The organism is Streptomyces sp. NPDC059909, from assembly GCF_042730885.1.
In the GTDB taxonomy this organism is placed as follows: domain Bacteria; phylum Actinomycetota; class Actinomycetes; order Streptomycetales; family Streptomycetaceae; genus Streptomyces.
Genome location: NZ_JBHWKX010000006.1, coordinates 92,383 through 113,887, shown reverse-complemented (window position 1 = coordinate 113,887; position 21,505 = coordinate 92,383). Strand labels below are relative to the sequence as shown.

18 protein-coding genes are annotated in these 21,505 nt (G+C 71.7%); 5 read left to right on the top strand and 13 right to left on the bottom strand.

Annotation, left to right across the window (positions count from 1 at the left end; translation table 11 throughout):
- Positions 1-11: 11 nt before the first annotated feature.
- The 5 genes from ACFV9O_RS07440 to ACFV9O_RS07420 are packed head-to-tail and all read right to left on the bottom strand — an operon-like array spanning position 12 to position 5,709.
- Positions 12-1,040: an ABC transporter permease gene (locus tag ACFV9O_RS07440; protein WP_385413525.1), complete on the bottom strand. Its 1,029-nt coding sequence runs from the start codon at positions 1,038-1,040 to the stop codon at positions 12-14.
- A complete protein-coding gene (locus ACFV9O_RS07435; RefSeq protein WP_385413523.1) occupies positions 1,037-2,539 on the bottom strand; it encodes a sugar ABC transporter ATP-binding protein in 1,503 nt (500 codons plus the stop codon). Before ACFV9O_RS07435 ends, ACFV9O_RS07440 begins: the two co-directional genes overlap by 4 nt.
- Positions 2,540-2,541: 2 nt before the next feature.
- Positions 2,542-3,561, bottom strand: coding sequence for a sugar ABC transporter substrate-binding protein (locus tag ACFV9O_RS07430; RefSeq protein ID WP_385413520.1), 1,020 nt, complete (start codon positions 3,559-3,561; stop codon positions 2,542-2,544).
- Between the two features lie 34 nt (positions 3,562-3,595).
- Positions 3,596-4,345: an SDR family NAD(P)-dependent oxidoreductase gene (locus tag ACFV9O_RS07425; RefSeq protein WP_385413648.1), complete on the bottom strand. Its 750-nt coding sequence runs from the start codon at positions 4,343-4,345 to the stop codon at positions 3,596-3,598.
- A 38-nt stretch (positions 4,346-4,383) separates the two neighbouring features.
- The gene (locus tag ACFV9O_RS07420; RefSeq protein ID WP_385413517.1) at positions 4,384-5,709 is read right to left on the bottom strand and encodes an enolase C-terminal domain-like protein; all 1,326 of its coding nucleotides are present in this window, start codon (positions 5,707-5,709) and stop codon (positions 4,384-4,386) included.
- A gap of 252 nt (positions 5,710-5,961) precedes the next feature.
- Between ACFV9O_RS07420 and ACFV9O_RS07415 the strand changes: the two genes are divergently transcribed.
- The gene (locus tag ACFV9O_RS07415; protein ID WP_385413515.1) at positions 5,962-7,002 is read left to right on the top strand and encodes a PAC2 family protein; all 1,041 of its coding nucleotides are present in this window, start codon (positions 5,962-5,964) and stop codon (positions 7,000-7,002) included.
- A 61-nt stretch (positions 7,003-7,063) separates the two neighbouring features.
- On the opposite strand, the gene ACFV9O_RS07410 is transcribed toward ACFV9O_RS07415, so the two are convergent.
- The 5 genes from ACFV9O_RS07410 to ACFV9O_RS07390 form a co-directional block, all read right to left on the bottom strand.
- Positions 7,064-10,126, bottom strand: coding sequence for an NPCBM/NEW2 domain-containing protein (locus ACFV9O_RS07410; protein WP_385413513.1), 3,063 nt, complete (start codon positions 10,124-10,126; stop codon positions 7,064-7,066).
- Positions 10,127-10,265: 139 nt separating this feature from the next.
- Positions 10,266-11,495, bottom strand: a complete 1,230-nt coding sequence (mshC, locus tag ACFV9O_RS07405) for a cysteine--1-D-myo-inosityl 2-amino-2-deoxy-alpha-D-glucopyranoside ligase (protein ID WP_385413512.1) — start codon at positions 11,493-11,495, stop codon at positions 10,266-10,268.
- Positions 11,496-11,632: 137 nt separating this feature from the next.
- On the bottom strand, positions 11,633-12,493 hold the full coding sequence (locus ACFV9O_RS07400) for an SCO1664 family protein (RefSeq protein WP_385413510.1): 861 nt from the start codon (positions 12,491-12,493) through the stop codon (positions 11,633-11,635).
- The gene (locus tag ACFV9O_RS07395; RefSeq protein ID WP_385413507.1) at positions 12,457-13,047 is read right to left on the bottom strand and encodes a DUF3090 domain-containing protein; all 591 of its coding nucleotides are present in this window, start codon (positions 13,045-13,047) and stop codon (positions 12,457-12,459) included. Before ACFV9O_RS07395 ends, ACFV9O_RS07400 begins: the two co-directional genes overlap by 37 nt.
- 60 nt (positions 13,048-13,107) lie before the next feature.
- Positions 13,108-13,803 carry a histidine phosphatase family protein gene (locus ACFV9O_RS07390; RefSeq protein WP_385413505.1) on the bottom strand — a complete coding sequence of 232 codons (696 nt, stop codon included), beginning with the start codon at positions 13,801-13,803 and terminating at the stop codon, positions 13,108-13,110.
- Positions 13,804-13,887: 84 nt separating this feature from the next.
- Here ACFV9O_RS07390 and corA point away from each other — a divergent pair, with 84 nt between their 5' ends.
- On the top strand, positions 13,888-14,871 hold the full coding sequence (corA, locus tag ACFV9O_RS07385; protein ID WP_385413502.1) for a magnesium/cobalt transporter CorA: 984 nt from the start codon (positions 13,888-13,890) through the stop codon (positions 14,869-14,871).
- Between the two features lie 41 nt (positions 14,872-14,912).
- Here corA and ACFV9O_RS07380 read toward each other — a convergent pair whose 3' ends face one another.
- Entirely contained in the window at positions 14,913-15,698 is a 786-nt protein-coding gene (locus ACFV9O_RS07380; protein ID WP_385413499.1) for a ferritin-like domain-containing protein, read from the bottom strand.
- 275 nt (positions 15,699-15,973) lie between these two features.
- Complete coding sequence (locus ACFV9O_RS07375) at positions 15,974-17,023, bottom strand: LLM class F420-dependent oxidoreductase (RefSeq protein WP_385413496.1); 1,050 nt, start codon at positions 17,021-17,023, stop codon at positions 15,974-15,976.
- 126 nt (positions 17,024-17,149) lie between these two features.
- On the opposite strand from ACFV9O_RS07375, the gene ACFV9O_RS07370 reads away from it, so the two are divergent.
- Both ACFV9O_RS07370 and ACFV9O_RS07365 read left to right on the top strand, forming a co-directional pair.
- Complete coding sequence (locus tag ACFV9O_RS07370; protein WP_385413493.1) at positions 17,150-18,133, top strand: aldo/keto reductase; 984 nt, start codon at positions 17,150-17,152, stop codon at positions 18,131-18,133.
- On the top strand, positions 18,130-20,286 hold the full coding sequence (locus ACFV9O_RS07365; protein ID WP_385413490.1) for a helix-hairpin-helix domain-containing protein: 2,157 nt from the start codon (positions 18,130-18,132) through the stop codon (positions 20,284-20,286). Before ACFV9O_RS07370 ends, ACFV9O_RS07365 begins: the two co-directional genes overlap by 4 nt.
- 247 nt (positions 20,287-20,533) lie before the next feature.
- Here the strand turns inward: ACFV9O_RS07365 and ACFV9O_RS07360 are convergent, their stop codons facing one another.
- Positions 20,534-21,205 carry a hypothetical protein gene (locus ACFV9O_RS07360; RefSeq protein WP_385413487.1) on the bottom strand — a complete coding sequence of 224 codons (672 nt, stop codon included), beginning with the start codon at positions 21,203-21,205 and terminating at the stop codon, positions 20,534-20,536.
- Positions 21,206-21,252: 47 nt separating this feature from the next.
- On the opposite strand from ACFV9O_RS07360, the gene ACFV9O_RS07355 reads away from it, so the two are divergent.
- Positions 21,253-21,441 carry a DUF5703 family protein gene (locus ACFV9O_RS07355; protein WP_175410115.1) on the top strand — a complete coding sequence of 63 codons (189 nt, stop codon included), beginning with the start codon at positions 21,253-21,255 and terminating at the stop codon, positions 21,439-21,441.
- The last annotated feature ends 64 nt before the right edge of the window (positions 21,442-21,505 follow it).

The window sequence follows — 21,505 nt, the reverse complement described above, 5'->3', positions numbered from 1 at the left end:
CCCGCCGGCCGCTAGTCCTGCTTCTCGCCGCTCGCGAAGCGTGAGATCACCAGCGCGACGATGATGATCGCGCCGTTCAGGAACTGGTTCCACAGCGCCGGGACCCCGCCCAGCGTCATCACGTTGACCACGAGCTGGAGCGTCAGTACACCCGTCAGCGCGCCGAAGAGCGTCCCGCGGCCGCCCTTGAGGCTGATTCCTCCGATCACGGCCGCCGCGAAGACCTGGAAGATCCAGCCGTTGCCCTGGGTGGCCGCCACCGAGCCGTAGTGGCCGGTGTAGAGGATGCCCGCGAACGCGGCCAGGAGTCCCCCGATCGCGAGGACGATCCAGGTGATGCGGTCGACACGGATGCCGGCGGCCCGCGCCGCCTCCGCGTTCCCGCCGATCGCGTACAGTGCGCGCCCGTGGCGCAGATACGCCAGCGCCGCGCCGCCGATCGCGAAGAGCGCCAGGCAGATCCAGACGGCGGCGGGCGCGCCCAGCCAGTCGGTCTTGCCGAGGTAGCGGAAGGACTCCGGCACGTCGGTGATCGACTTGCCCTCGGTGATGCCGATGTGGAGTCCCCGCAGCATGGTCAGCATGCCGAGCGTGGCGATGAAGCCGTTGACCCGCAGCTTGAGCATCAGGAAGCCGTTGATCGCGCCGATGGCGAGCCCGGCGAGCAGGCAGACGGGAATGGCCGTCCACACCGGGAGGAGTTCGAGGCCGGCGAAGCGGCCGCCCTCGGCCGGCAGGATCAGCCACATGGCGATGACCGGGGCGATGCCGATCGTCGACTCCAGTGACAGGTCCATCCGGCCGCAGATGAGGATGAGCGCCTGGCCGAGCACCAGCAGGCTCAGCTCGGACGACTGCTGGACCACGCTGATGAGGTTGTTGGAGGTGAGGAAGACCGGCGAGACGATGAAGCCGATCACCATCAGCACCAGGATCACCGGCACGAGCGAGAAGTCGCTCCATCTGATGAGCCGCAGCCGGTTCAGCGGGCTCCCGGCCTTGAGGTCCTCGGCCGTCACGGGCCGTATCGTGTCGGTCATTCCCGCTCTCCCACACCTTCCATGGCGGCGACCAGTTCGCGGTCGGTCCACCCGGTCCCGAAGCCTGCGACGACCCGCCCGTGGAAGAGGGCGATCACCCGGTCGCACACCCGCAGATCGTCCAGCTCGTCCGAGATGATGACGGCCGCGCTGCCTTCGGCGGCCACCCTGCGGACCACGCCGAGCAGCGCGTCCTTGGACTTGACGTCCACCCCCGCGGTGGGCCGGACGGCGACCAGCGCGCTGGGCCTGCGGGCCAGGGCGCGGGCGACCACGACCTTCTGCTGGTTGCCTCCCGAGAGCCCGGAGACCTTCGCTTGCGGCCCCTGGGTCTTGATGTCGAGTGATGTGATCATGGACTGGGCGAATTCCCTTGTACGAGAGGGCAGTACGGTCCCCCACGGGCCGAGCTGGTCGGCGACCGTGAGCGTGGCGTTCTCGGCGACGCTGCGGTCGGGGACGAGGCCCTGGATGTGCCGGTCCTCGGGGATGTAGCCGATCCCGGCGTCGAGCGCGTCCGGCACGCTGCCCGGCCGGACGGTTCTGCCGCGTACCGTGATCCGTCCCGCGGTCGCCTTCCGCAGCCCGGCCAGGGTCTCCCCGAGTGCCGTGTTGCCGCTGGCGGCGGCGCCCGCGAGTCCGAGCACCTCGCCCGCCCGCACCTCCAGGTCCAGCGGCTCGAACTGGCCGTCCAGGGCGAGCCCCTCGGTGCGCAGGACCGGTTCGGCGTCCCGCACGGTGTGCGCCGGGGCGTGCCAGGCGGAGGCGCCGCTGGTGGCCTCGCCGGTCATGGCGGCGACCAGGTCGTCCTTGGCGAGCTCGGCAACGGGTGCGGTGAGGACATGACGGGCGTCGCGGTAGACGGTGACGGCGGTGCACAGTTCGTACACCTCCTGCAGATGGTGGGAGATGAAGAGGAACGCCACTCCCTGGTCCTGCAGTTCGCGGAGCTTCGCGAACAGCCGCTGGATGCCCCGGGCGTCGAGCTGGGCGGTCGGCTCGTCGAGGATGATCAGGCGCGCGCCGAAGGACAGCGCCCGCGCGATCTCGACGAACTGCCGCTGCTCGACGGCGAGGTCCTTCACCCGTGCGGTGGGATCGACGCTCACGCCGTACTCGGCGAGCAGCTCCGCGGCCCGCCGCCGCAGGCTCCGCCAGCTGATCGTGCGGCGGCCCGCCTCGAAGCGGCCGAGGAAGAGGTTCTCGGCGACGGTGAGGTCGGGGACCACCATGGACTTCTGGTAGACGCAGGCGACCTTGGACTGCCAGGCCGCCGTGTCGCCGAAGGCGGGGGCCGGCTCCCCGCCGAAGGTGACGGTGCCCGCGTCCGGTCTGTGCAGTCCGGTGAGCACGCTGACGAGCGTGGACTTGCCGGCGCCGTTGCGCCCGACGAGTGCGTGGGACTCGCCCGGCGCGACGGTGAGCCGTACCCCGTCGAGCGCGACGGTCGGGCCGAAGCGCTTGACGATGCCTTCCGCGTGCACTGCGGCCGTCGCCATGGCTACTTCTCCAGCTGGTTGGCCCAGAGCTTCGGGTCGTCCACGTTCTCCTTGGTCACGAGGGGTGCCGGGAGCTGGTCCTCGAAGCCGTTCGGAATCTTGATGATGGTGGAGTCGTGGTCGGTCGGGCCCTCCTTGAAGGTCTTCCCCTCCAGGGCGGCCTTGGCGTAGAAGAGCGCGTACCGGGCGTAGAGGTCGGCGGGCTGGGAGACGGTCGCGTCGATCTTCCCTTCGCGGATGGCGGCCAGTTCCTCCGGGATGCCGTCGTTGGAGATGATCGTGATGTGGCCAGGGGTCCCGGGCGCCTTGAGCAGCTTCTTCTGCTCGAGGAGGGCGAGGGTGGGCTGCAGGAAGACGCCGCCGCCGTTGATGTCGGGGTGGGCGGCGAGGGTGGACTGGAGCTTGGCCGATGCGACGTCGCCCTTCCAGTCGGTGGCCAGCTCGAAGACCTGGATGCCGGGGAAGTTCTGGTCCATGCAGGACTTGAAGGCCTCGGAGCGGTCCCGGCCGTTGATGGACGACAGGTCGCCCTGGAACTCGACGACCTTGCCCTTGCCCTTCAGCTGCTTGCCGAGGTACTGGCAGGCCTTCTCGCCGTACGCACGGTTGTCGGCCCGTACGACCATGTAGACGCTGCCCTCGTCGGGGCGGGTGTCGACGGAGACGACCGGGATCTTCTTCTCCTCCAGGGTCCGGAGGGTCTCGGCTATCGCGCCGGTGTCCTGCGGGGCCATGACGACGGCCTTGGCCCCCTGGTCGGTGAAGACCTGGACGTTGGAGACGAGCTTGCCGATGTCGTTCTGCGAGTTGGTCAGCGAGAGCGCGTCGACCTCGCCGTCCTTGACGCCCTTCTCTACGTACTGCTGGTAGGAGTTCCAGAAGTCGCTGTCGCTGCGCGGCAGGTCGATGCCCACCTTGCCGGCGGCGCCTGACCCGCCGCCCTGGTCCCGGTTGCAGCCCGCGAGGGCCGTCACGGCCAGAAGTACGGCGCAGGTCGCGGCACTTGTCGTACGCACTCTCATGGGTCCTGTCCTTCTACGGTCTACGGTTGTCGGCTCAGGTGGCGGGGCGCAGGCGCAGTCCCTGCATCCCGCCGTCGACCGCGAGTGCCGTGCCCGTGACGGCTGCCGCGGCGGGACTGGCGAGATAGACGACGGCGGCCGCGACCTCGTCGGCGGCGACCAGACGTCCGGTGGGCTGACGGGCCTCGAGTGCGGCCCGTTCGGCCGCGGGGTCCGCGGCCCGGTCGAGGAGCCGGCCGATCCAGGGGGTGTCGGCCGTGCCGGGGTTGACGCAGTTGACGCGGATGCCCTCGCGGACGTGGTCGGCGGCCATGGCGAGGGTGAGGGAGAGGACGGCCCCCTTGGAGGCGCTGTAGAGGGCGCGCTGGGGCAGTCCCGCGGTGGCGGCGATCGAGCAGGTCTGGGTGATGGAGACATGGCCGGGGCGCTCGTCGGCGGCGGCCCGGAGATGCGGCAGGGCGTGCCGGGCGGTGCGGACCATCCCGAGGACGTTGATGTCGAGGACGCGGCGCCATTCGTCGTCGGGGTTGTCGGCGACGGTGCCGATGGCGCCGATGCCCGCGTTGGAGACGACGGTGTGGAGGCCGCCGAACTCGTGTGCAATGTCGTCGATGGCGGTGCGGACCGCACGGTCGTCGGTGACATCCGCCTTCAGGGCGAGCGCGCCGTCGGGGGCCCCCGCCGGGTCACGGTCGAGCACGGCGACGCGGGCGCCGCGCCGGAGGAGCAGCGCGGCGACGGCGGCGCCGATCCCCGAAGCCCCGCCGGTCACCAGTGCGGACATCCCCTCGAAGTCCCGGGCTCCGAAGTCCCGTACGGCAGTCACCGGTCGGCCTCCTCGATGACGGCGGTGCGGCGGGCCTGCCAGACGGGCCCTTCCGGGTAGCGGTGTGCGGCGAGCGACTCGGGGCGCATCCGGGCGGAGAAGCCGGGGGCGCTCGGTGCGGCGTAGTGCCCGTTCCGCACAACGGCCGGGTCGGTGAAGTGTTCGTGGAGGTGGTCGACGTACTCGATGACGCGGTCCTCCTTGCTGCCGGAGACGGCGACGTAGTCGAACATCGCGAGGTGCTGCACCAGTTCGCACAGTCCCACCCCGCCCGCATGGGGGCAGACGGGCACGCCGTACTTGGCGGCGAGCAGCAGGATCGCGAGGTTCTCGTTGACGCCGGCGACGCGGGCCGCGTCGATCTGGACGAAGTCGACGGCGGCGGCCTGGAGCAGTTGCTTGAAGACGATCCGGTTGGCGGCGTGCTCGCCGGTGGCGACCTTGACGGGCTGTCCGGCGCGTACGGCCGCGTGGCCGAGGACGTCGTCGGGGCTGGTGGGTTCCTCGATCCAGTGCGGCTCGTACGGCGCCAGGGCCGCCATCCAGCGCAGCGCGTCGGGGACGTCCCAGCGCTGGTTGGCGTCGACCGCAATGCGTACGTCGGGGCCCACCGCGGCACGTGCCAGCTTCAGGCGCCGTACGTCGTCGTCGAGGTCGGCGCCGACCTTCAGCTTGATCTGGCCGAAACCGTCGGCGACGGCCTGTTCGGCGAGCGTGACCAGCTTCGTGTCGGAGTAGCCGAGCCAGCCGGGCGACGTGGTGTACGCGGGATAGCCCTCGGCGAGCAGCCGTTCGGCCCGCTGCTCCCTCCCGGGCTCGGCGGCGCGCAGGATCGCCAGGGCCTCGTCCGGGGTGAGCGCGTCGGTGAGATAGCGGAAGTCGACGAGGGAGACGAGCTCCTCCGGGGTCATCGCGGCGAGGAACTCCCACACGGGCTGCCCGGCCAGGGTCGCCGCGAGATCCCAGGCGGCGTTGATCACCGCCCCGGCGGCCATGTGCATCACGCCCTTCTCGGGGCCGAGCCAGCGCAGCTGCGAGTCATGGGTGAGGTCGACGTGAAGTGCCGCGAGGGCGGCTGCCGTGAGGGGGGCCGGGCGGCCGACGACGTAGGGCCGCAGCGCCTCGATGGCGGCGGCGATGACATCGTTGCCGCGGCCGATCGTGAAGCAGAAGCCGTGTCCTTCGTCGCCCGCGTCGGTACGGACGACCACGTAGGCGGCCGAGTAGTCGGGGTCGGGATTCATGGCGTCGGAGCCGTCGAGCTGTTCCGAGGTGGGGAAGCGGACGTCGTGGACCTCGAACCCTGTGACGGTCTGACTCATGCACGCCCCTGGCTGGAACATCGGACCTCTTCTGGTCATCCGATGTATAGCGCTGCCGTGTGCGCAGCGTCCAGGGCCGGGAGAAAGAAATCCCATGACAGCTCGGATGAATCGCCGCCCGGAATTCGGTATTCCCCTGACCTATGCCCGTGCCGTATCGAACTTCACCCAGGCGTGCGCAGAGGCTCGGGCGGGCATCCGTGAAGCCGTAAGGTTGGTCCGTACGCAAGGAACGCCGAAAGGAGGCACTGGGTGATCGAGCTCGAGGGGGTTCCCGAGCTGATCGACCCGGTCATGGTGGCCGCGTTCGAGGGCTGGAACGACGCCGGCGACGCCGCCTCCACCGCGGTCGCACACCTGGACCGGGAATGGAAGGGCGAGGTGTTCGCGGCGCTCGACGCCGAGGACTACTACGACTTCCAGGTCAACCGGCCCACGGTGTGGCTGGACGGCGGGGTACGGAAGATCACCTGGCCCACCACCAGGCTCTCCGTGGTCCGGGTCGGCGGCGAGAAGCCCCGCGACCTGGTGCTGGTCCGCGGGATCGAGCCGTCCATGCGCTGGCGCTCGTTCTGCAACGAGCTGCTCGGCTTCGCCCATGAGCTGGGCGTCGAGATGGTGGTGATCCTGGGCGCGCTCCTCGGAGACACCCCGCACACCCGTCCGGTGCCGGTCAGCGGGGTCACGTCGGACCCGGACCTGGCGAGGACGCTGGACCTCGAGGAGACGCGGTACGAGGGCCCGACGGGCATCGTGGGCATCCTCCAGGAGGCGTGCACGCACGCCGGGGTGCCGGCCGTGTCCCTGTGGGCGGCGGTGCCGCACTACGTGTCGCAGCCGCCCAACCCGAAGGCGACGCTGGCCCTGCTGAACCGGCTGGAGGATCTCATCGACCTCCGTATCCCGCTCGGCGAACTGCCGGAGGACGCACGGGCCTGGCAGCTCGGCGTGGACCAACTGGCGTCCGAGGACAGCGAAGTGGCGGAGTACGTGCAGACGCTGGAGGAGGCACGGGACACCGCCGAGCTTCCGGAGGCGTCCGGTGAGGCCATCGCGCGCGAGTTCGAGCGGTATCTGCGGCGCCGGGACGGCGGTCCCGGTCCGGGGCAGACGCCGGGCGGGCACGCGACGGAGAGCGGCGACGCGGGCTCGTATCTGCGCGACACGTCCAGCGGCCGGACGAAGCCGCCCAAGCCGCCGAAGCCGGAGTCCGAGGACGAGAGCGGGAGCGACAGGGGTTCCGGCTCGGGTCCGGACTCGGGTCCGGACGCCTCGGGCCCGTCCGAGGACTGAGGAGCGAGCAGCGACAGCGGGGTGGTGCCGGACCGGCACCACCCCGCTCTCCGTGGGGGTCCTAGGAGCCGTCGCCGCAGCGGAAGCGGGCCGCCGCCCAGTCGCCGTGGTCGCCGCTCTTCGAGCCGTTGGTGTCGGTGATCCGCAGATGGACGTGGCGTGCGCCGGTCACGTCCACCTCGGCCGGCACGGTGGCCGAGGCGCCGGTGAGCTTCGGCGAGGTCCACAGCACCTTGCCGTCCGCCTCGACCGAGAAGGCCACTTCGCCGTAGCCGTTGATCTCGTCGTCGATGCCGACGTCGGCGGTGAACGTGGTGCAGCGGCCCCCGAGATAGACCTCGATGTCGGAGTCGGCGTGCGCCCCGATGCCCTTCTCGTAGGTCTTTCCGGCGAGGGTGAGCGTATGGCCGTCGCTCGCGCCCGACTCACCGTTGCTGCGGTCGCGTTCGGGCGGTCCCCAGCCGTTCGTGGACTTGAGCCACACCAGATCGCTCGCCCAGGTGTCGGCGGCCGGCGGCTCCGGCATCACGCCGACGGCGAACCGCTGCACGGCGGTACGGTCCTGGCCCGCCGACCGGTGCCGTACGGTCGCCGTGAGCGTCGCCTCGCCCGGCCGGGCGTCGTCGGCGGGGGTCACCTCGACCTCCACGCGCCGCGTCGTGCCCGCCGGGATACGGTCCACGGTCGCCGCGGGCGTGACCTCCCAGCCCGCGGGGGCGGCCGGCGAGACGGTGACCCCGGTGGCGTCGTGCGTGCCCGCCGTGACGTCGACCGCGATCTTTCCGGGCGCACCGGCGCCGAGTTCCTGTCCCGCGGGCGCGGTGACGACCGCGGTGGCGCCCGGCGCGGCGCCGCCGACCGCCGCGGTGTCCTCCAACTCCAGGGCGAACCCGCGGTCGGTGCGCAGGGCGGGGGTCTTGACCTGAACCACGCCGCCGCGGTCGTCGCGGTCGTAGAACCAGCCCTGTGTCGCCGTCTCGTACGCCGCCTTCGAGGTGAGCCGGGGCAGCTTGCGGTCGTCGAGCTGCACCGCGCTCGGTGCGTCCCCGGTGTGCAGGGTGAACCGGTACGGCCGCGCGGTCTGCTTGCCGGTGAAGGAGCCCTTGCTCGCGCCGATCCGTACGGTCACGTCGCCCGCGCCGCGGCGCGGGGCCTCGACGTCGGCGCGCTGGGTGGCGTACTTGCCGCCGCGGTGCTCGCGCGTCACACCGTCGTCCTCGTACAGCGTGAAGGACGAGTCGCCCTGCGGGTAGATGTCCCAGGCGAGCGGGGAGTCCGCGGTGCGGTCGGCGTAGGAGCGGATGCCGCCCGGCCACATGGGCACGGTGGCCCCGGCCCGGACGAACAGCGGGAGCGTGTCGAGCGGGGCGCTGTAGTCGTCGACGGTGACCGGGCCCTCGTAGGTCCGTCCGCTCCAGTAGTCGATCCAGGTGCCCTTCGGCAGGTAGATCCCGTCGCGCTGCACGGCGTCCTGGTAGACGGGGGCGACGAGGAAGTCCTCGCCGCTCAGGAACTCGTACTTGGCCGCGTCCGTGGCCGCCTTGGGGTCGTCGGGGTACTCCAGCACGAGCGGGCGGGCGAGGCCGACGCCGGTCTTCGTCGCCTGGTGTGCGTGCGTGTAGATGTACGGCAGCAGGGCCTCGTGGAGCTTGAGGTAGTCCCGGTTGACGGACGTGTACGGTTCGCCGTATCGGAAGGGCTGCTTGTCGCTGGCGGCCCAGCCGTCCATGGTCATGGTGACCGGGAGGAACATCTTCCACTGCAGGTCGCGCGTGTAGGTCTTGGGGCTGCCGCCGAAGATGCCGTCCACGTCGCCGGTCGTGTAGGCGAGTCCGGACATGGAGGCGCCCGCGTAGGTCGGGATCTGCCAGCGGACGTACTCCCAGGTGCCGGACTGGTCGCCGGACCACTGGACGCCGCAGCGCTGGGCGCCGGACCAGCTCTCGGGGGCCCAGGTGAAGCCGCGGGCGGTGCTGTTCGCCTCGATTCCGGCGTACGCGTCCTTGCAGCCGTCCAGGGCGAACTTGTACCCCGCGCCGACCCAGGCGACGTCGAGCTTGGCGACCCGCTGGCCGGCCTTGACCTGGTCGGCGAGCTTGTCGAGGCCGTCCTCGGTCCACAGGCCGAGCTGCATCTTGCGCTGCTGGAGGCCCTGGGCGGTCTCGGCGAGGTTCTCGTAGCCGCAGCCGTAGCCGTCGTTGACGAGCATCCAGCCGTTGGGCATGTCGTTCTCGACGTAGCCGTCGGCGACCTTGAGCGCGTCGAGGGTGTGCCGCTCGCCCCGGTTGGCGTTGTGCAGGTAGCAGTCGGCGTCGCCGATCTCCAGCCCGTAGACGGGCGGCATGAAGGGCTTGCCGGTCAGCCGCGTGTACTGCCCGATGACGTCCTTGGCGCTCGGCCCGGCGAAGTAGTAGGCGTCGAAGCGCTGTTCCTCGGCGGAGGTGGTGACGGGGTCGCCGAAGACGTACGTGTTGGGGGCGTACGTGTTGCGGTAGACGCCGTAGCCGGCCGAGGAGAGGTAGAACGGGACGGAGTTGGGGTGGCCGCCGTCGTTCCAGTTGTAGTCGACGCCGGCCTCGACGGTCTTGCCGCGGTGGGAGGTGTTGCCGCGGCCGTTCTGCATTCCGGCGCCGTAGAACTGCTCGTCGCCGCCGCGCGCGAGCGTCTGGGTCATCCCGTCCTGACTCCAGGTCAGGCCCTGGGTCTCGGACCAGAGTCGGGTGCCGTCGGCCCGGTACAGGGCGAAGCGCAGCGGTGACTTGTAGGCGTGGAGTGTCACCTTCGACGTGCTGAGCTCGTAGCGGTCGCCCCGGTCATTCCAGCGGGTGGCGGGCGGAGTGCCCTGCGGGAGGACGATGTCGGTGCCCGTCGGGTCGGTGAAGGCGCCGTCGGGGGCGAGTTCGATGCGGAACGTCTCCTGGGAGACGAAGCTGACGCGGGCCTCGGCCTTCCCGGCGGTGAGGCGGTACACGGCTCCTTCGGCGGTGAAGCCGGTGACGTCCCCGACGGTGGTGGGGGACGGCTCGGCCTGGGCGCTTCCCGGCCCGGCGAGCACCGAGAGGACACCGAGCAAGGCCCCGGCCACCGCCATCCTGACGAATCTTATGCGTTTTATTGATTGCATAGAGCGTGCTTAGCGCAGAAACGAGCACGAGACCAAGGACAAAACGGAACCGCCCCCGGACTCCGGAAAGAAGTCCAGGGGCGGCCTGCGGAAGGTGCCGGATGCCGCGCGGGTGCGGCGCGGCCGGTGAGGTGCGGTTTTACAGAGCGACGCCCAACAGCGCGTCCACACCGCGCGATACGAGACCGGGCGCGCCCTCGTCCGTACCGCCTTCGGTGCGCTGGAGCTCGGCCCAGCGGTCGACGGCGGCGAGTGCGGCGGGAGCGTCCAGGTCGTTCGCGAGAGCCTCGCGGATCTCCTCCACAAGCGCCTCGGCGGGCGGCCCGTCGGGGCGCGACACGGCGGCGCGCCAGCGGCCGAGGCGGGCCTCGGCGTCCTGCAGCACCTGGTCGGTCCACTCCCAGTCGGCGCGGTAGTGGTGGGAGAGCAGGGCGAGCCGGATCGCGGCGGGGTCGACGCCGTCACGGCGCAGCGTGGAGACGAAGACCAGGTTGCCCTTGGACTTCGACATCTTCTCGCCGTGCAGGGCGACCATGCCCGCGTGCACGTACGACTTGGCGAACGGGTGCTCGCCGGTGAGGACCTGGGCGTGCGAGGCGCCCATCTCGTGGTGCGGGAAGGCGAGATCGGACCCGCCGCCCTGCACGTCGAAGCCCATGCCGAGGTGGTCGAGGGCGATGGCGACGCACTCGATGTGCCAGCCGGGCCGGCCGCGGCCGAGACTGCCGCCGTCCCAGCTGGGCTCGCCGTCGCGGGCGGCCATCCACAGCATCGGGTCGAGCGGGTTCTTCTTGCCGGGCCGCTCGGGGTCGCCGCCGCGCTCGGCGGACAGGGCCCGCATCACGTCGGCGCCGCAGTTCGACACCTCACCGAAGTGCGGATCGGCTTCCACCGAGAAGTAGACGTCGCCGTCGAGTTCGTAAGCGGCACCGGCGTCGCGCAGCTGCTCGACGAGCGGAACGATCCCGGGTATCGCCTCGACGGCACCGATGTAGTGCTTCGGGGGCAGCATCCGCAGGGCGGTCATGTCCTCGCGGAACAGCGCGGTCTCGCGCTCGGCCAGCGCGACCCAGTCCTCGTCGTCGCGCTGGGCGCGCTCGAGGAGGGGATCGTCGACGTCCGTGACGTTCTGGACGTAGTGAACCTGCCGCTTGGTGTCGAGCCACACGCGCTGAACGAGGTCGAACGCGTTGTAGGTCGCCGCGTGACCCAGGTGGGTCGCGTCGTACGGGGTGATTCCGCAGACGTAGATACGGGCGACGGGACCGGGGGCGACGGTGACGAAACCCCCGGTCGCGGTGTCGTGGATCCGGAGGTCGCGGCCCGTGCCGGGCAGGGCGGGGACCTCAGAAGCGGGCCAGGCATGCATGCCATGAGCGTAACCGGACGCAGCTTCCGGATACGAACCGGATGCCTCCTCTTGGCCGGTTCGGCACTCTTGCGCGGCTCGGTGACCTGGAGGTACGGAACCCGCCGCGGGGCTCGGGCAGAGCCGTGGAGCCGGTGCTACACCGGCGGCCACGGGATCGCGGGCCACTCCCCCGAGGGTTCCGGGTGGCGGGAGGAGGCCAGGAGGGCGGCCACACGGGCGCGTACGGCCGCCACCTCCGCCGGGGTGAGGAGTTCCCCGAGGCGCGCCGCCAGGGCGGAACCGTCGGAGAGGGAGGCCATCAGGGTGCCGAGCACCTCGACCGCCTCCGGTGTCAGGGGCTCGCCCGCCCAGCCCCAGAGCAGGGTGCGGAGCTTGTCGTCGATGTTGAAGGTGACGCCGTGGTCGATCGCGTACAGCCGCCCGTCCGCCGTCGGCAGCAGATGTCCGCCCTTGCGGTCCCCGTTGTTGATCACCGCGTCCAGGACGGCCAGCCGCCGCAGCCGCGGATCGTCGGCGTGCACGAGGAGCGCCGTCCGCCCCTCCCCCACGTCCGCGAAGCCGACCGCCTTCCAGCCGTCTCCCGGCTCGTCGTCCTCGACGAGGGCGAGCAGCCCGGCGGACGGGTCGCCCTCGATCCAGAGCTGGAGCATGCCCTCGCCGTAGGGCCCGTCGCGGAGCACGGTCGGCGGCACGAGCCCCCAGCCCGTCGCCTCGGAGACCTCGTACGCCGCCACCTCGCGCCGGGCCAGGTTGCCGTCCGGGAAGTCCCAGAGCGGACGCTCGCCCGCGACCGGCTTGTACACGCAGTGCGCTTCCCCGCCGTCGTACGAGACGGAGCAGTACAGCACCGCGTTGGACGCCTCGCGGATCCGCCCCTTCACCGTCAGCTCACCCTTGGTGAGCAGCTCGAGAGCCGTCGCGTGAGCGTTCCTGTGCGCGTTCGCGCCCGCGTTCGTGGTCACGCTCCGCGACGGTATCCGTTCTGGCGCGGACATACATGTCCCTCCGGGTCGAGCGGCAGGCTGCACAGCGGGCACGGCGGCCGCCCCGCGTTCACGACGTCCAGGGCGCGCTTGGCGAAGGCCCTCGCCTGCGCCCCGGTCAGCCGGACGCGCAGCATCGGCGGACCGTTCTCCTCGTCCTGCAGCAGCCGTTCCTCGGCCTCCGCGAGGTCCTCCTCGGATTCCACGTCCAGCTCGACGAGCGCCTGCGCCTCGACGATCATGCGCTGTTCCTCGCCGTCCCAGGCCAGCGCCATCGTGCCGACCCTGAACTCCTCCTCCACCGGCACGTCCAGCGGCGCCGTGTCGGTGACGTCCGCGGGCGCCATGGCCGGCACCGGGGCGTTGCCCCCGGTGCGCCGCACCACCTCGTCGAGGAGCTCGTCCATCCGCTCCGCGAGCGCGGCGACCTGGGTCTTCTCCAGTGCGACGCTGGTCACCCGCCCGCCTGCGGAGGCCTGGAGGAAGAACGTACGACGTCCAGGCAGCCCGACCGTACCGGCCACGAACCGCTCCGGGGGGTCGTAGAGGAACACCTGACGGGACACGTCCTGTCTCCCTTGAGAGTCAGCGGGCTTTCGGCCCGTCCACCCTACTGCGCGATCCGATCACGGTGCGCCCGCACCGCCCCCGACGACCGCGGCACCGTCCGGGCCCTCCTCCTGCGGCTTGCGCGGCTTGAGCACGCCGAAGTCCCCCGTGTCCCCCAGCCGCAGCAGAAAGGGCCGCACCCGGGTGTAGCGGACCGCCGTCACCGAGCAGGGTTCGACGTGGATCCGCTGGAAGAGATCGAGATGCATCCCGAGCGCGTCGGCCACCAGCGACTTGATGATGTCGCCGTGCGAGCACATCAGGTAGACCGCGTCCTCGCCGTGCTCCTCCTCGATCCGCGCGTTCCATTCCCGTACGGCGTCGACCGCCCTCGCCTGCATGGCCCGCATCGACTCGCCGCCGGGGAACGCCGCGGCGGAGGGGTGCCGTTGCACGACCTCCATCAGCGGTTCGTCGCCGAGTTCGGCGAGCTTGCGGCCCGACCACTCGCCGTAGTGGCACTCACCGATCCGTTCGTCGGTGTGCAGCGGCAGTCCCGGACGTTCGTCGAGCAGCGGCTGCAGGGTCTCCAGACAGCGCTGGAGCGGGCTGGTGACGACCGCGGCGAGCTCCACTCCTGCGAGCCGCCCGGGCAGCGCCGCGGCCTGCACGGCGCCGCGCTCGTCGAGGGCGACACCGGGCGTCCAGCCGGCGAGCACCCCGGCGGTGTTGGCGGTGGAGCGTCCGTGACGTACGAGGATCAACGTGGCCATGCCGGCCAGCCTAGGCGGTGTCCCGGCGGGCGCACACGCCGCCGTGGACATGCGGGGGGACCCCCCGCGCGGAAGAATGCGCCCGTGATCGTCGACTACGCCATCTACCGTGACGGCCGCCGCACCGAGGGCCCCGACGACTTCTCCGACGCGCTCGACGAGGCCCGCGCGACCGGTGACGCCTTCCTGTGGATCGGACTGTACGAACCGACCGAGGACGAGTTCGACCGCGTCAGCACCGAGTTCGGGCTGCATCCGCTGGCCGTCGAGGACGCGCTGACCGCCCACCAGCGGCCCAAGCTCGAGGTGTACGAGGACTCGCTCTTCGTGGTCCTCAAGCCGGTGAAGTACGACGCGGAGAGCGACACCGTCTCCTCCGACGAGGTGATGGTCTTCATCGGTGACTCGTTCGTGGTGACGGTCCGGCACGGGGAGAGCGCGCCGCTGCATGCCGTACGGCTGCGGCTGGAGGCCGATCCGCACGTCCTGAAGCACGGTCCGACGGCGGTGCTGTACGCCGTCAGTGACGCCATCGTCGACCACTACATCGATGTCGCGGGCGAGCTCCAGACGGACCTGGAGGAGATGGAGGCGGCCGTCTTCGAGCCGGCCGGGGGCGACGTCCGCCACACCGCGGCCAAGATCTACAACTTCAAGCGCCAGCTGCTGGAGTTCCGCCGGGACACCGTGCCGCTGGGAGTTCCGCTGGCTCGGCTGGCGAGTGCGTCCGTGCCCTTCGTGCACGAGCACTCGCAGCCGTTCTTCCGCGACGTCAGCGACCATCTGACGCGGGTCAACGAGCAGGTGGAAGGGCTGGACAGGCTGCTCTCGGACATCCTCTACGCGCATCTCGCGCAGACGGGCGTACGGCAGAACGACGACGTACGGAAGATCTCGGCGTGGGCGGCGATGGTCGCGGTACCCACGATGGTGGCGGGGATCTACGGCATGAACTTCGAGCACATGCCCGAGCTGCGGTGGTGGTGGGCGTATCCGGCGGTGATCCTGCTCATGGCCGGGGCGGTGGTCGGGCTGCACCGGATGTTCAAGCGGCGCGGCTGGCTGTGATCCGGGCAGCGATGCGGCGCGGTGCGTCGTGTCGCCTCGGGTCAGACGACGACGGCCGTGGTCGCCGGACCGCCGAGGGCGTCGCGCCGCTCGGGCATCGTGAGGCTGACCATGCGCCGCCAGCCCCCGGCACGCTCGTACGCGTACATCGCCCGGATGCCCACCGCCAGCGCCGCGGACTTGGGCTTCGGCCACTTCAGCAGCCTGCCCATGTGGGACATGACGGCGAGGCTGACATCGCGGTAGACGGCGATCTCGGTGAGGGCGCACTCGCGGAGGGTGCGCTGGATGGCGCGGCCTCGGCCGGCGTACGCGAGGCGGAGCAACTCCTCGTGGCAGTACGCCAGGTGGTTGTCCTCGTCGTGACAGATCTGCTTGATGGCCTTGCCGACCTCGGGGTGCTCGCCGAAGTACCTGACCAGCATGTCCATCTGGTCGGCGGCGCGCTGCTCGGTGACGCGGCTGTGGGAGAGGTAGACGACGATGTCGTTCTCGGTGAGCCGCTCGTCGCGGCGCAGCTTGTCGTGCGCGAGGCCGATGCCGTGCTTCTCCAGCAGCATCGTGTAGTCGGTCTCGGGCGGTACGTCGACCGGCTCCAGGCCGCGCTTCTTGAGCAGGGCCTGGAAGATCCGGCCGTGCTTGTCCTCGTCGGAGCCGTGCCGGGTGATCTTCGGGGCGAGGTCGCGCATCGTCTCGGGCACGAGGGCCGCGATCCTGGCGTTCTCCCAGCCGCCCTGGGTCTCGCCGCTGGCCGCGATCGAGCAGAACAGCCGATACGAGTCGTCGTTGTCGAGGATTTCCTGGAACAGGCTTCGGGCCGAGAACATGACTGCCACCTCCGGTCAGGTGTCCGCAAAGAACGAGTCAAATGCGGACGGACCGGACCGGCAACAGGTGCGCGGGCGGACTCGGCCGAACGGAGGACGTCCGGGCGGCCCGTGTGTCCGTCCTCGAACGCCGGACGGGCTCCGAAGGAGCCCCGCTGCACGCGACGAGGGGCGTGACCCACGGCCGTGTGGCGCGTTAGGTGTCGTGACGGCCGTGGCGGGGATGACCCCGAGCCCCCACCACGGCCGCAGGCCTGTCCGGGGCCGAGCCCCGATCACGCCAGCCCGGAGCGCTCCAGGGCGTCCGTGCCGGCCCGCAGGGCGGCGAGGCGCTCGTCGAGCGTGAAGCCGGCCGGGGCGAGCGTGAGGGTCGTGACCCCCGCCGCCGCGTACGCCTGCATCCGCTCGGCGATCCGGTCGACGGAACCGAGCAGCGTCGTCGAGTCGATCAGCGAGTGCGGCACGGCCGCCGCGGCGCCGTCCTTGTCCCCGGAGAGGTACTTGTCCTGGATCTCCGCGGCTTCCTTCTCGTAACCCATGCGCTGGGCGAGCTGGTTGTAGAAGTTCTGCTTGCGGCTGCCCATGCCGCCGACGTACAGCGCGGTGTACGGACGGAACATGTCGGCCAGGGCGTTGACGTCGTCGCCGACGGCCAGCGGGACGGTGGGGCAGACGTCGAAGCCCTCCATGGTCTTCCCGGCCTTCTCGCGGCCCGCGCGGAGGTGGCGGATCGCGGTGTCCTCCAGGTGTTCCGCGGAGGGGAAGATCAGCAGGGCGCCGTCGGCGATCTCGCCGGTCTGCTCCAGGTTCTTGGGGCCGATGGCGGCGATGTACAGCGGGATGTGCTCGCGCTGGGGGTGGACGGTGAGCTTGAGCGGCTTTCCGGGGCCGCCGGGCAGCGGCAGGGTCCAGTGCTCGCCCTCGTACGAGAGGCGCTCGCGGGTCATCGCCTTGCGGATGATCTCGACGTACTCGCGGGTGCGGGAGAGGGGCTTGTCGAACGTGACGCCGTACCAGCCCTCGGAGACCTGCGGACCCGACACGCCGAGGCCCAGACGGAAGCGGCCGCCGGACAGTGAGTCGAGGGTGGCCGCGGTCATCGCGGTCATCGCGGGCTGCCGGGCGGGGATCTGGAGGATCGCGGAGCCGACGTCGATGCTCTCGGTCTGGGCGGCGACCCAGGCCAGGACGGTCGGGGCGTCGGAGCCGTACGCCTCCGCGGCCCAGCAGACGTCGTAGCCGAGGCGGTCGGCCTCCTGGGCGACGGCGAGATTGTCGCTGTCCATGCCCGCGCCCCAGTAGCCGAGATTGATGCCGAGCCGCATACCGCTCCCCTTACCGATGAGTAACGTCCTTGTCGCGGGACTCTAGCGCGGGTGCGGGGGATCCGTCAGGAGCGAGTTGTCCACAGGGTCGCTCCGTGTCGGGCCGTGGCCAGTAATCTCGCGGCCATGGAGCAGAGGCATCTCGGCCGCACCGGCCTGCGCGTGTCCCGGATCGGGCTCGGCACCCTCACATGGGGGCGGGACACGGACGAGCACGACGCCGCCGACCAGTTGAAGGTCTTCTGGGAGGCAGGCGGCACGCTCGTCGACACCGCCGATGTGTACGGCGGCGGGGAGGCCGAGTATCTGCTGGGGCGGCTCGTGGAGCGCCTCGTTCCGCGTCGCGATCTGGTCATCGCGACGAAGGCGGGAAGCGTGCTCGAGGCGGGCCGCCGCTCCGACGGCTCGCGCGGCCATCTGCTCGCGGCGCTGGACGCCTCCCTCGACCGGCTCGGGACCGACTACGTCGACCTCTGGCAGATCCATGCCTTCGACCCGCTGACCCCGCTGGAGGAGACGCTCCAGGCCCTGGACATGGCGGTGAACAGCGGGCGCGCGCGATACGTGGGCGTGTCGAACTTCTGCGGCTGGCAGCTGGCCAAGGCGGCGACCTGGCAGCTGGCCGCCCCGGGCATACGGACGCGCCTGGCGAGCACGCAGATGGAGTATTCGCTGCTGCAGCGCGGCGTCGAGCGGGAGGTGCTCCCCGCGGCGCTGGACCTCGGCGTGGGGCTGTTGCCCTCCTCGCCCCTGGGCCGTGGCGTGCTCACCGGGAAGTACCGGACGGCGACGCCGGGAGACTCGCGCGGGGCGTCGGACCTGATGGCCGCGTTCGTCGAGCCGTATCTGGACGAGGCCGCGAGCCGGATCGTGGACGCGGTGGCGACGGCGGCGGACGGCCTGGCGACGACGCCGCTGGAGGTGGCGCTGGCGTGGGTCCGAGACCGCCCGGGTGTGGTGGCCCCCATCGTCGGCGCGCGCACGGCACAGCAGCTCACGGCGGCGTTGTCGGTGGAGACCCTTAGTCTTCCTGACGAGATCTGCCAGGCGCTCGACGATGTGTCGGCGCCCGTGCACCGCTATCCCGACCAGGACTGGAGCACGCTGTGACTGCGCTTCCCGGGGCGACCCCCGGATCCCCGGCCGACGTTCCCGGCGAGGACGTGGAGGACACCGCCTCCGCGCCCGTGCCCGCGGGTGAGCCCGAGACGGCCGCGGGTTCGGACCCTGACGAGGGCGGCTCCCGGGCGTCCGAAGGCAGCGGCGAGGACGGCCAGGCCAGCGGGGGCGGCGAGGTCGGTGAGGGCAGCGAGGTTTCCGAGACGGATGCCGAGCTGGCGGCGCAGCGCGAGCTGAGGGCGCGGATCGAGAAACGCAAGGCGGAGAAGGGCGGGCCCATCGAGGCCGGGGCGAAGCTGAGCGGGACGGCCGCCGATCTGCTGGCGGCCGTGCGGGCCGTGGAGAGCGGGGAGAAGCCGGGGACCTCGTTCTTCGAGGCGCCCACCGCGCCCCGGCGGCCCGCGGCGTCGTCCGTGCCGCCGCCGGCGCGGCCGAAGGTGCCGGCGCCGGAGCCCGCCCCGCGGCACGCCGACCCTGGCGCCGTGGCCGCCGTGCTGGAGGTGCTGGTGGCGGGCGGGGCGCCCGAGGGCCTCGCGGCGCGCGTCGCCGGAGTGCTCGGGGAGCAGGCCGCGGAGGCGCTGCGCGAGGACCCGTGGCGGCTGCTGGGCGTGCCGGGCGTGCGGCCCGAGCAGGCCGACGGGTTCGCCCGGGCGCTGCTCGGCGAGGAGTGCGGGCCCGGCGACGAGCGACGGGCCGCGGCGCTGGTGACATGGGTGCTGGAGCAGGCCGCGCTGCAGGGGCACACGGCACTGGAGTCGTCCGTCGTGCGCAAGGCTCTCGACGGGCGTTCGGTGCCCGAGCCGGACGAGGCGCTCGAGCACGCGATCTCCGAGGGCGCCGTCCTGGTGTTCCAGGACGGGCTGGAGGCGAGCGGGAGCACCGAGGAGCAGGAGAACGAGCAGGAGCAGGAGCAGGCGGCCGTGCCCGTCCTGCTGGGGCTCGACCGGTACGCGCTCGCGGAGGAGAGCCTCGCGGACGGTCTGGCCCGGCTGGTGAAGACCGGCCCCGGCGACACGTGGGACGGGCCCGAGCTGGTCCGTGCCGTCGGCGGGCACGGGCTCGTGCTGCACACCGGCGGTGAGGCCGCGCGCGCCGAGCCGGTGGCCGTGGTCGAGGCCGCCCGCGCGCTCGGCCTGCGCACGGTGATCGCGACCCACAGTGAGAACGGCCGTCGCCGGCTCGGCGCCGACGCGGTCACCGTGCACGGGCTGCTCTCGGGCACGCAGGGCCCCGGCCGCGACGAGGACGGTGCGCTGGCGCTCGATGTGCTGGCCGTCCTCGACGCACCGCAGCTGGACGTCGAGACCGCCGCGATGCTCGTGGAGTCGATGCCCGACGGCAGCCGGCTGCTGCTCAGCGGCGACCCCGGAGTGCTGGGGTCGGCGGGTGCGGGGCGAGTGTTCGCCGATGTGCTGGCAGCCCGCGCGTGCCCCCGGATCGCGTCCCGCACGCCCGACCCGGGCCCGATCGGGGAGCTGGTCTCCGGCATCGGCATCGGCGAGCTGAACGAGGTGGAGGCCCCCGGCAAGGAGGTCGTGATCGTCCCCGTCCGTGACGCGGGCGAGGCCGTGCACCGCACGGTCCAGCTGGTCGCGGACTCGGTGCCGCGGGCGATCGGCGTGCCCTCGGACCAGACCCAGGTGATCACGGTCGGCCACGGCGGCTCCGCGGGCACCCGCGCGCTCAACGCGGCGCTCAAGCAGCGGCTCAACCCCGGCCCCGGCCGCTTCGGCGGCTTCGATCCTGGCGACCGGATCGTGTACGTCCCGGCGGCCGGGCGGACCGTCTCCGGCACGGTGGCCGGGGCCGACGCGGAGGGCCTGCGGCTCGACTGCGAGGGCACGCCGGTCGTCGTGCCGAAGGAGCGGGTCGACGCCGCGGTGCGGCACGGCTGGGCGCTCACCGCGCACCAGGCGGTCGGGATGCGCTGGCCCGCGGTGGTCGTCGTCGTGCCGGGCGACGCGGCGCAGGGCCTGAGCCGCCCTTGGATCTACACGGCCTTCAGCCGTGGCGAGCGCCATCTGTCCGTCGTCCACGGCGTGGAGCAGGCTCTCCCGCGCGCGGTCGCGGAGGTCCCGGCCGCGGCGCGTACGACCCGGCTGCAGGCCCTGCTCGAAGGTCTTCTCGCGCCCCGGGCCGAGTGACCCGTCGCCGGGCGGGGGCTGCCGAAGCCGCCCGTCCGGCGTTCGAGTACGGACGTCCGGGGCGCCTGAACCGTGGCGGCACTCCGACAGCGCGACGCCCGCCATGGCGTGACCCGGGGCGCCCGCCCCTGGAGCGCCGGACGAGCCGGCATACGGGCGACACCCACCGCGGGGTGACCGGGGCGGGCGTCCTCGCGCGCGCTGGACGGGCTCGACAGGGGATTCGGGGGGCGGGCGCCCGCGAGGACTATCTGTCGGCCGTGTCGAGGTCGTCCAGGTCCTCTTCCACTTCGTCCTCGTCGAAGACCGAGCTGACGTCGAAGCGGCACACGACCCGCTCCGGGTCGGCCTGGTCGAACGGGGTGCTCAGCCACTCCCCCGGTTCCGGCAGCTCGTCCGCCGCGGACACCCACAGCGTGGAGTCGCCCTCCTCGAGGCCGAACTCCTTGTGCCGGGAAGCGATTTCGTCCGGTTCGTACTCGCCGAACAGCACGCCCAGCGCGGCGTGCACGCTAGCGCCGACCACCGCCGCCGTCTCCTGGTCACCGGTCTCGTCCCGGTCCGCATCGGCGATGCGCTGGGCCTGTGCGAGGAGCCGCTGCGGCTCGACCACGGCGTAGTCGCGGCGGATCAGAACGCTCAGGGCGTTCGGCTCGTCGGGACCGGCATAGGGCGGGAGGGAATCGTCCGCTCCGGGGATCTCGAAGGGCGTGACCTCGTCGTACCGGTCGTAGAGGCGCTCGTCGTAGGCCTCGGCCGCGGCGGCGAGGGCGTTGAACGCGTCGTAGACCGCCGGGTCGTCCTCTCCCGTGCGGCGCTCGACCGCTTCGAGGTGACGGTCCAGCGCGGCTTTGACCGCCTCGGCGGCGGCGCGAACCTCGGCAGCCGTGGGCTGCGCAGGAGCGGATGCATCAGACATAGTGCAGACGCTATCCGTACTGGGCCTCTGCCCGCACAATAGATGCGATGCCGGAATACGAATTTGTCGACGTGTACGTGCCACGCGGGGTGTCCCGCAAGGAGGCGACGCGTCTGCTGACCGACCATGCCGAGTACGGACACTGGGAGTTGGACCGACTGAGTCTCCGCCGGGACGGCAGTCGCAAGGTGCGGCTGCGCCGGCGCATCATCCGTCAGGTTCGCGCCACGTGGTGAGTTCCTGCTGCGCGAAGGACGGAACGGGCCCGCCGTTGCGGGCCCGTTCCGTTGCGTCACGGTG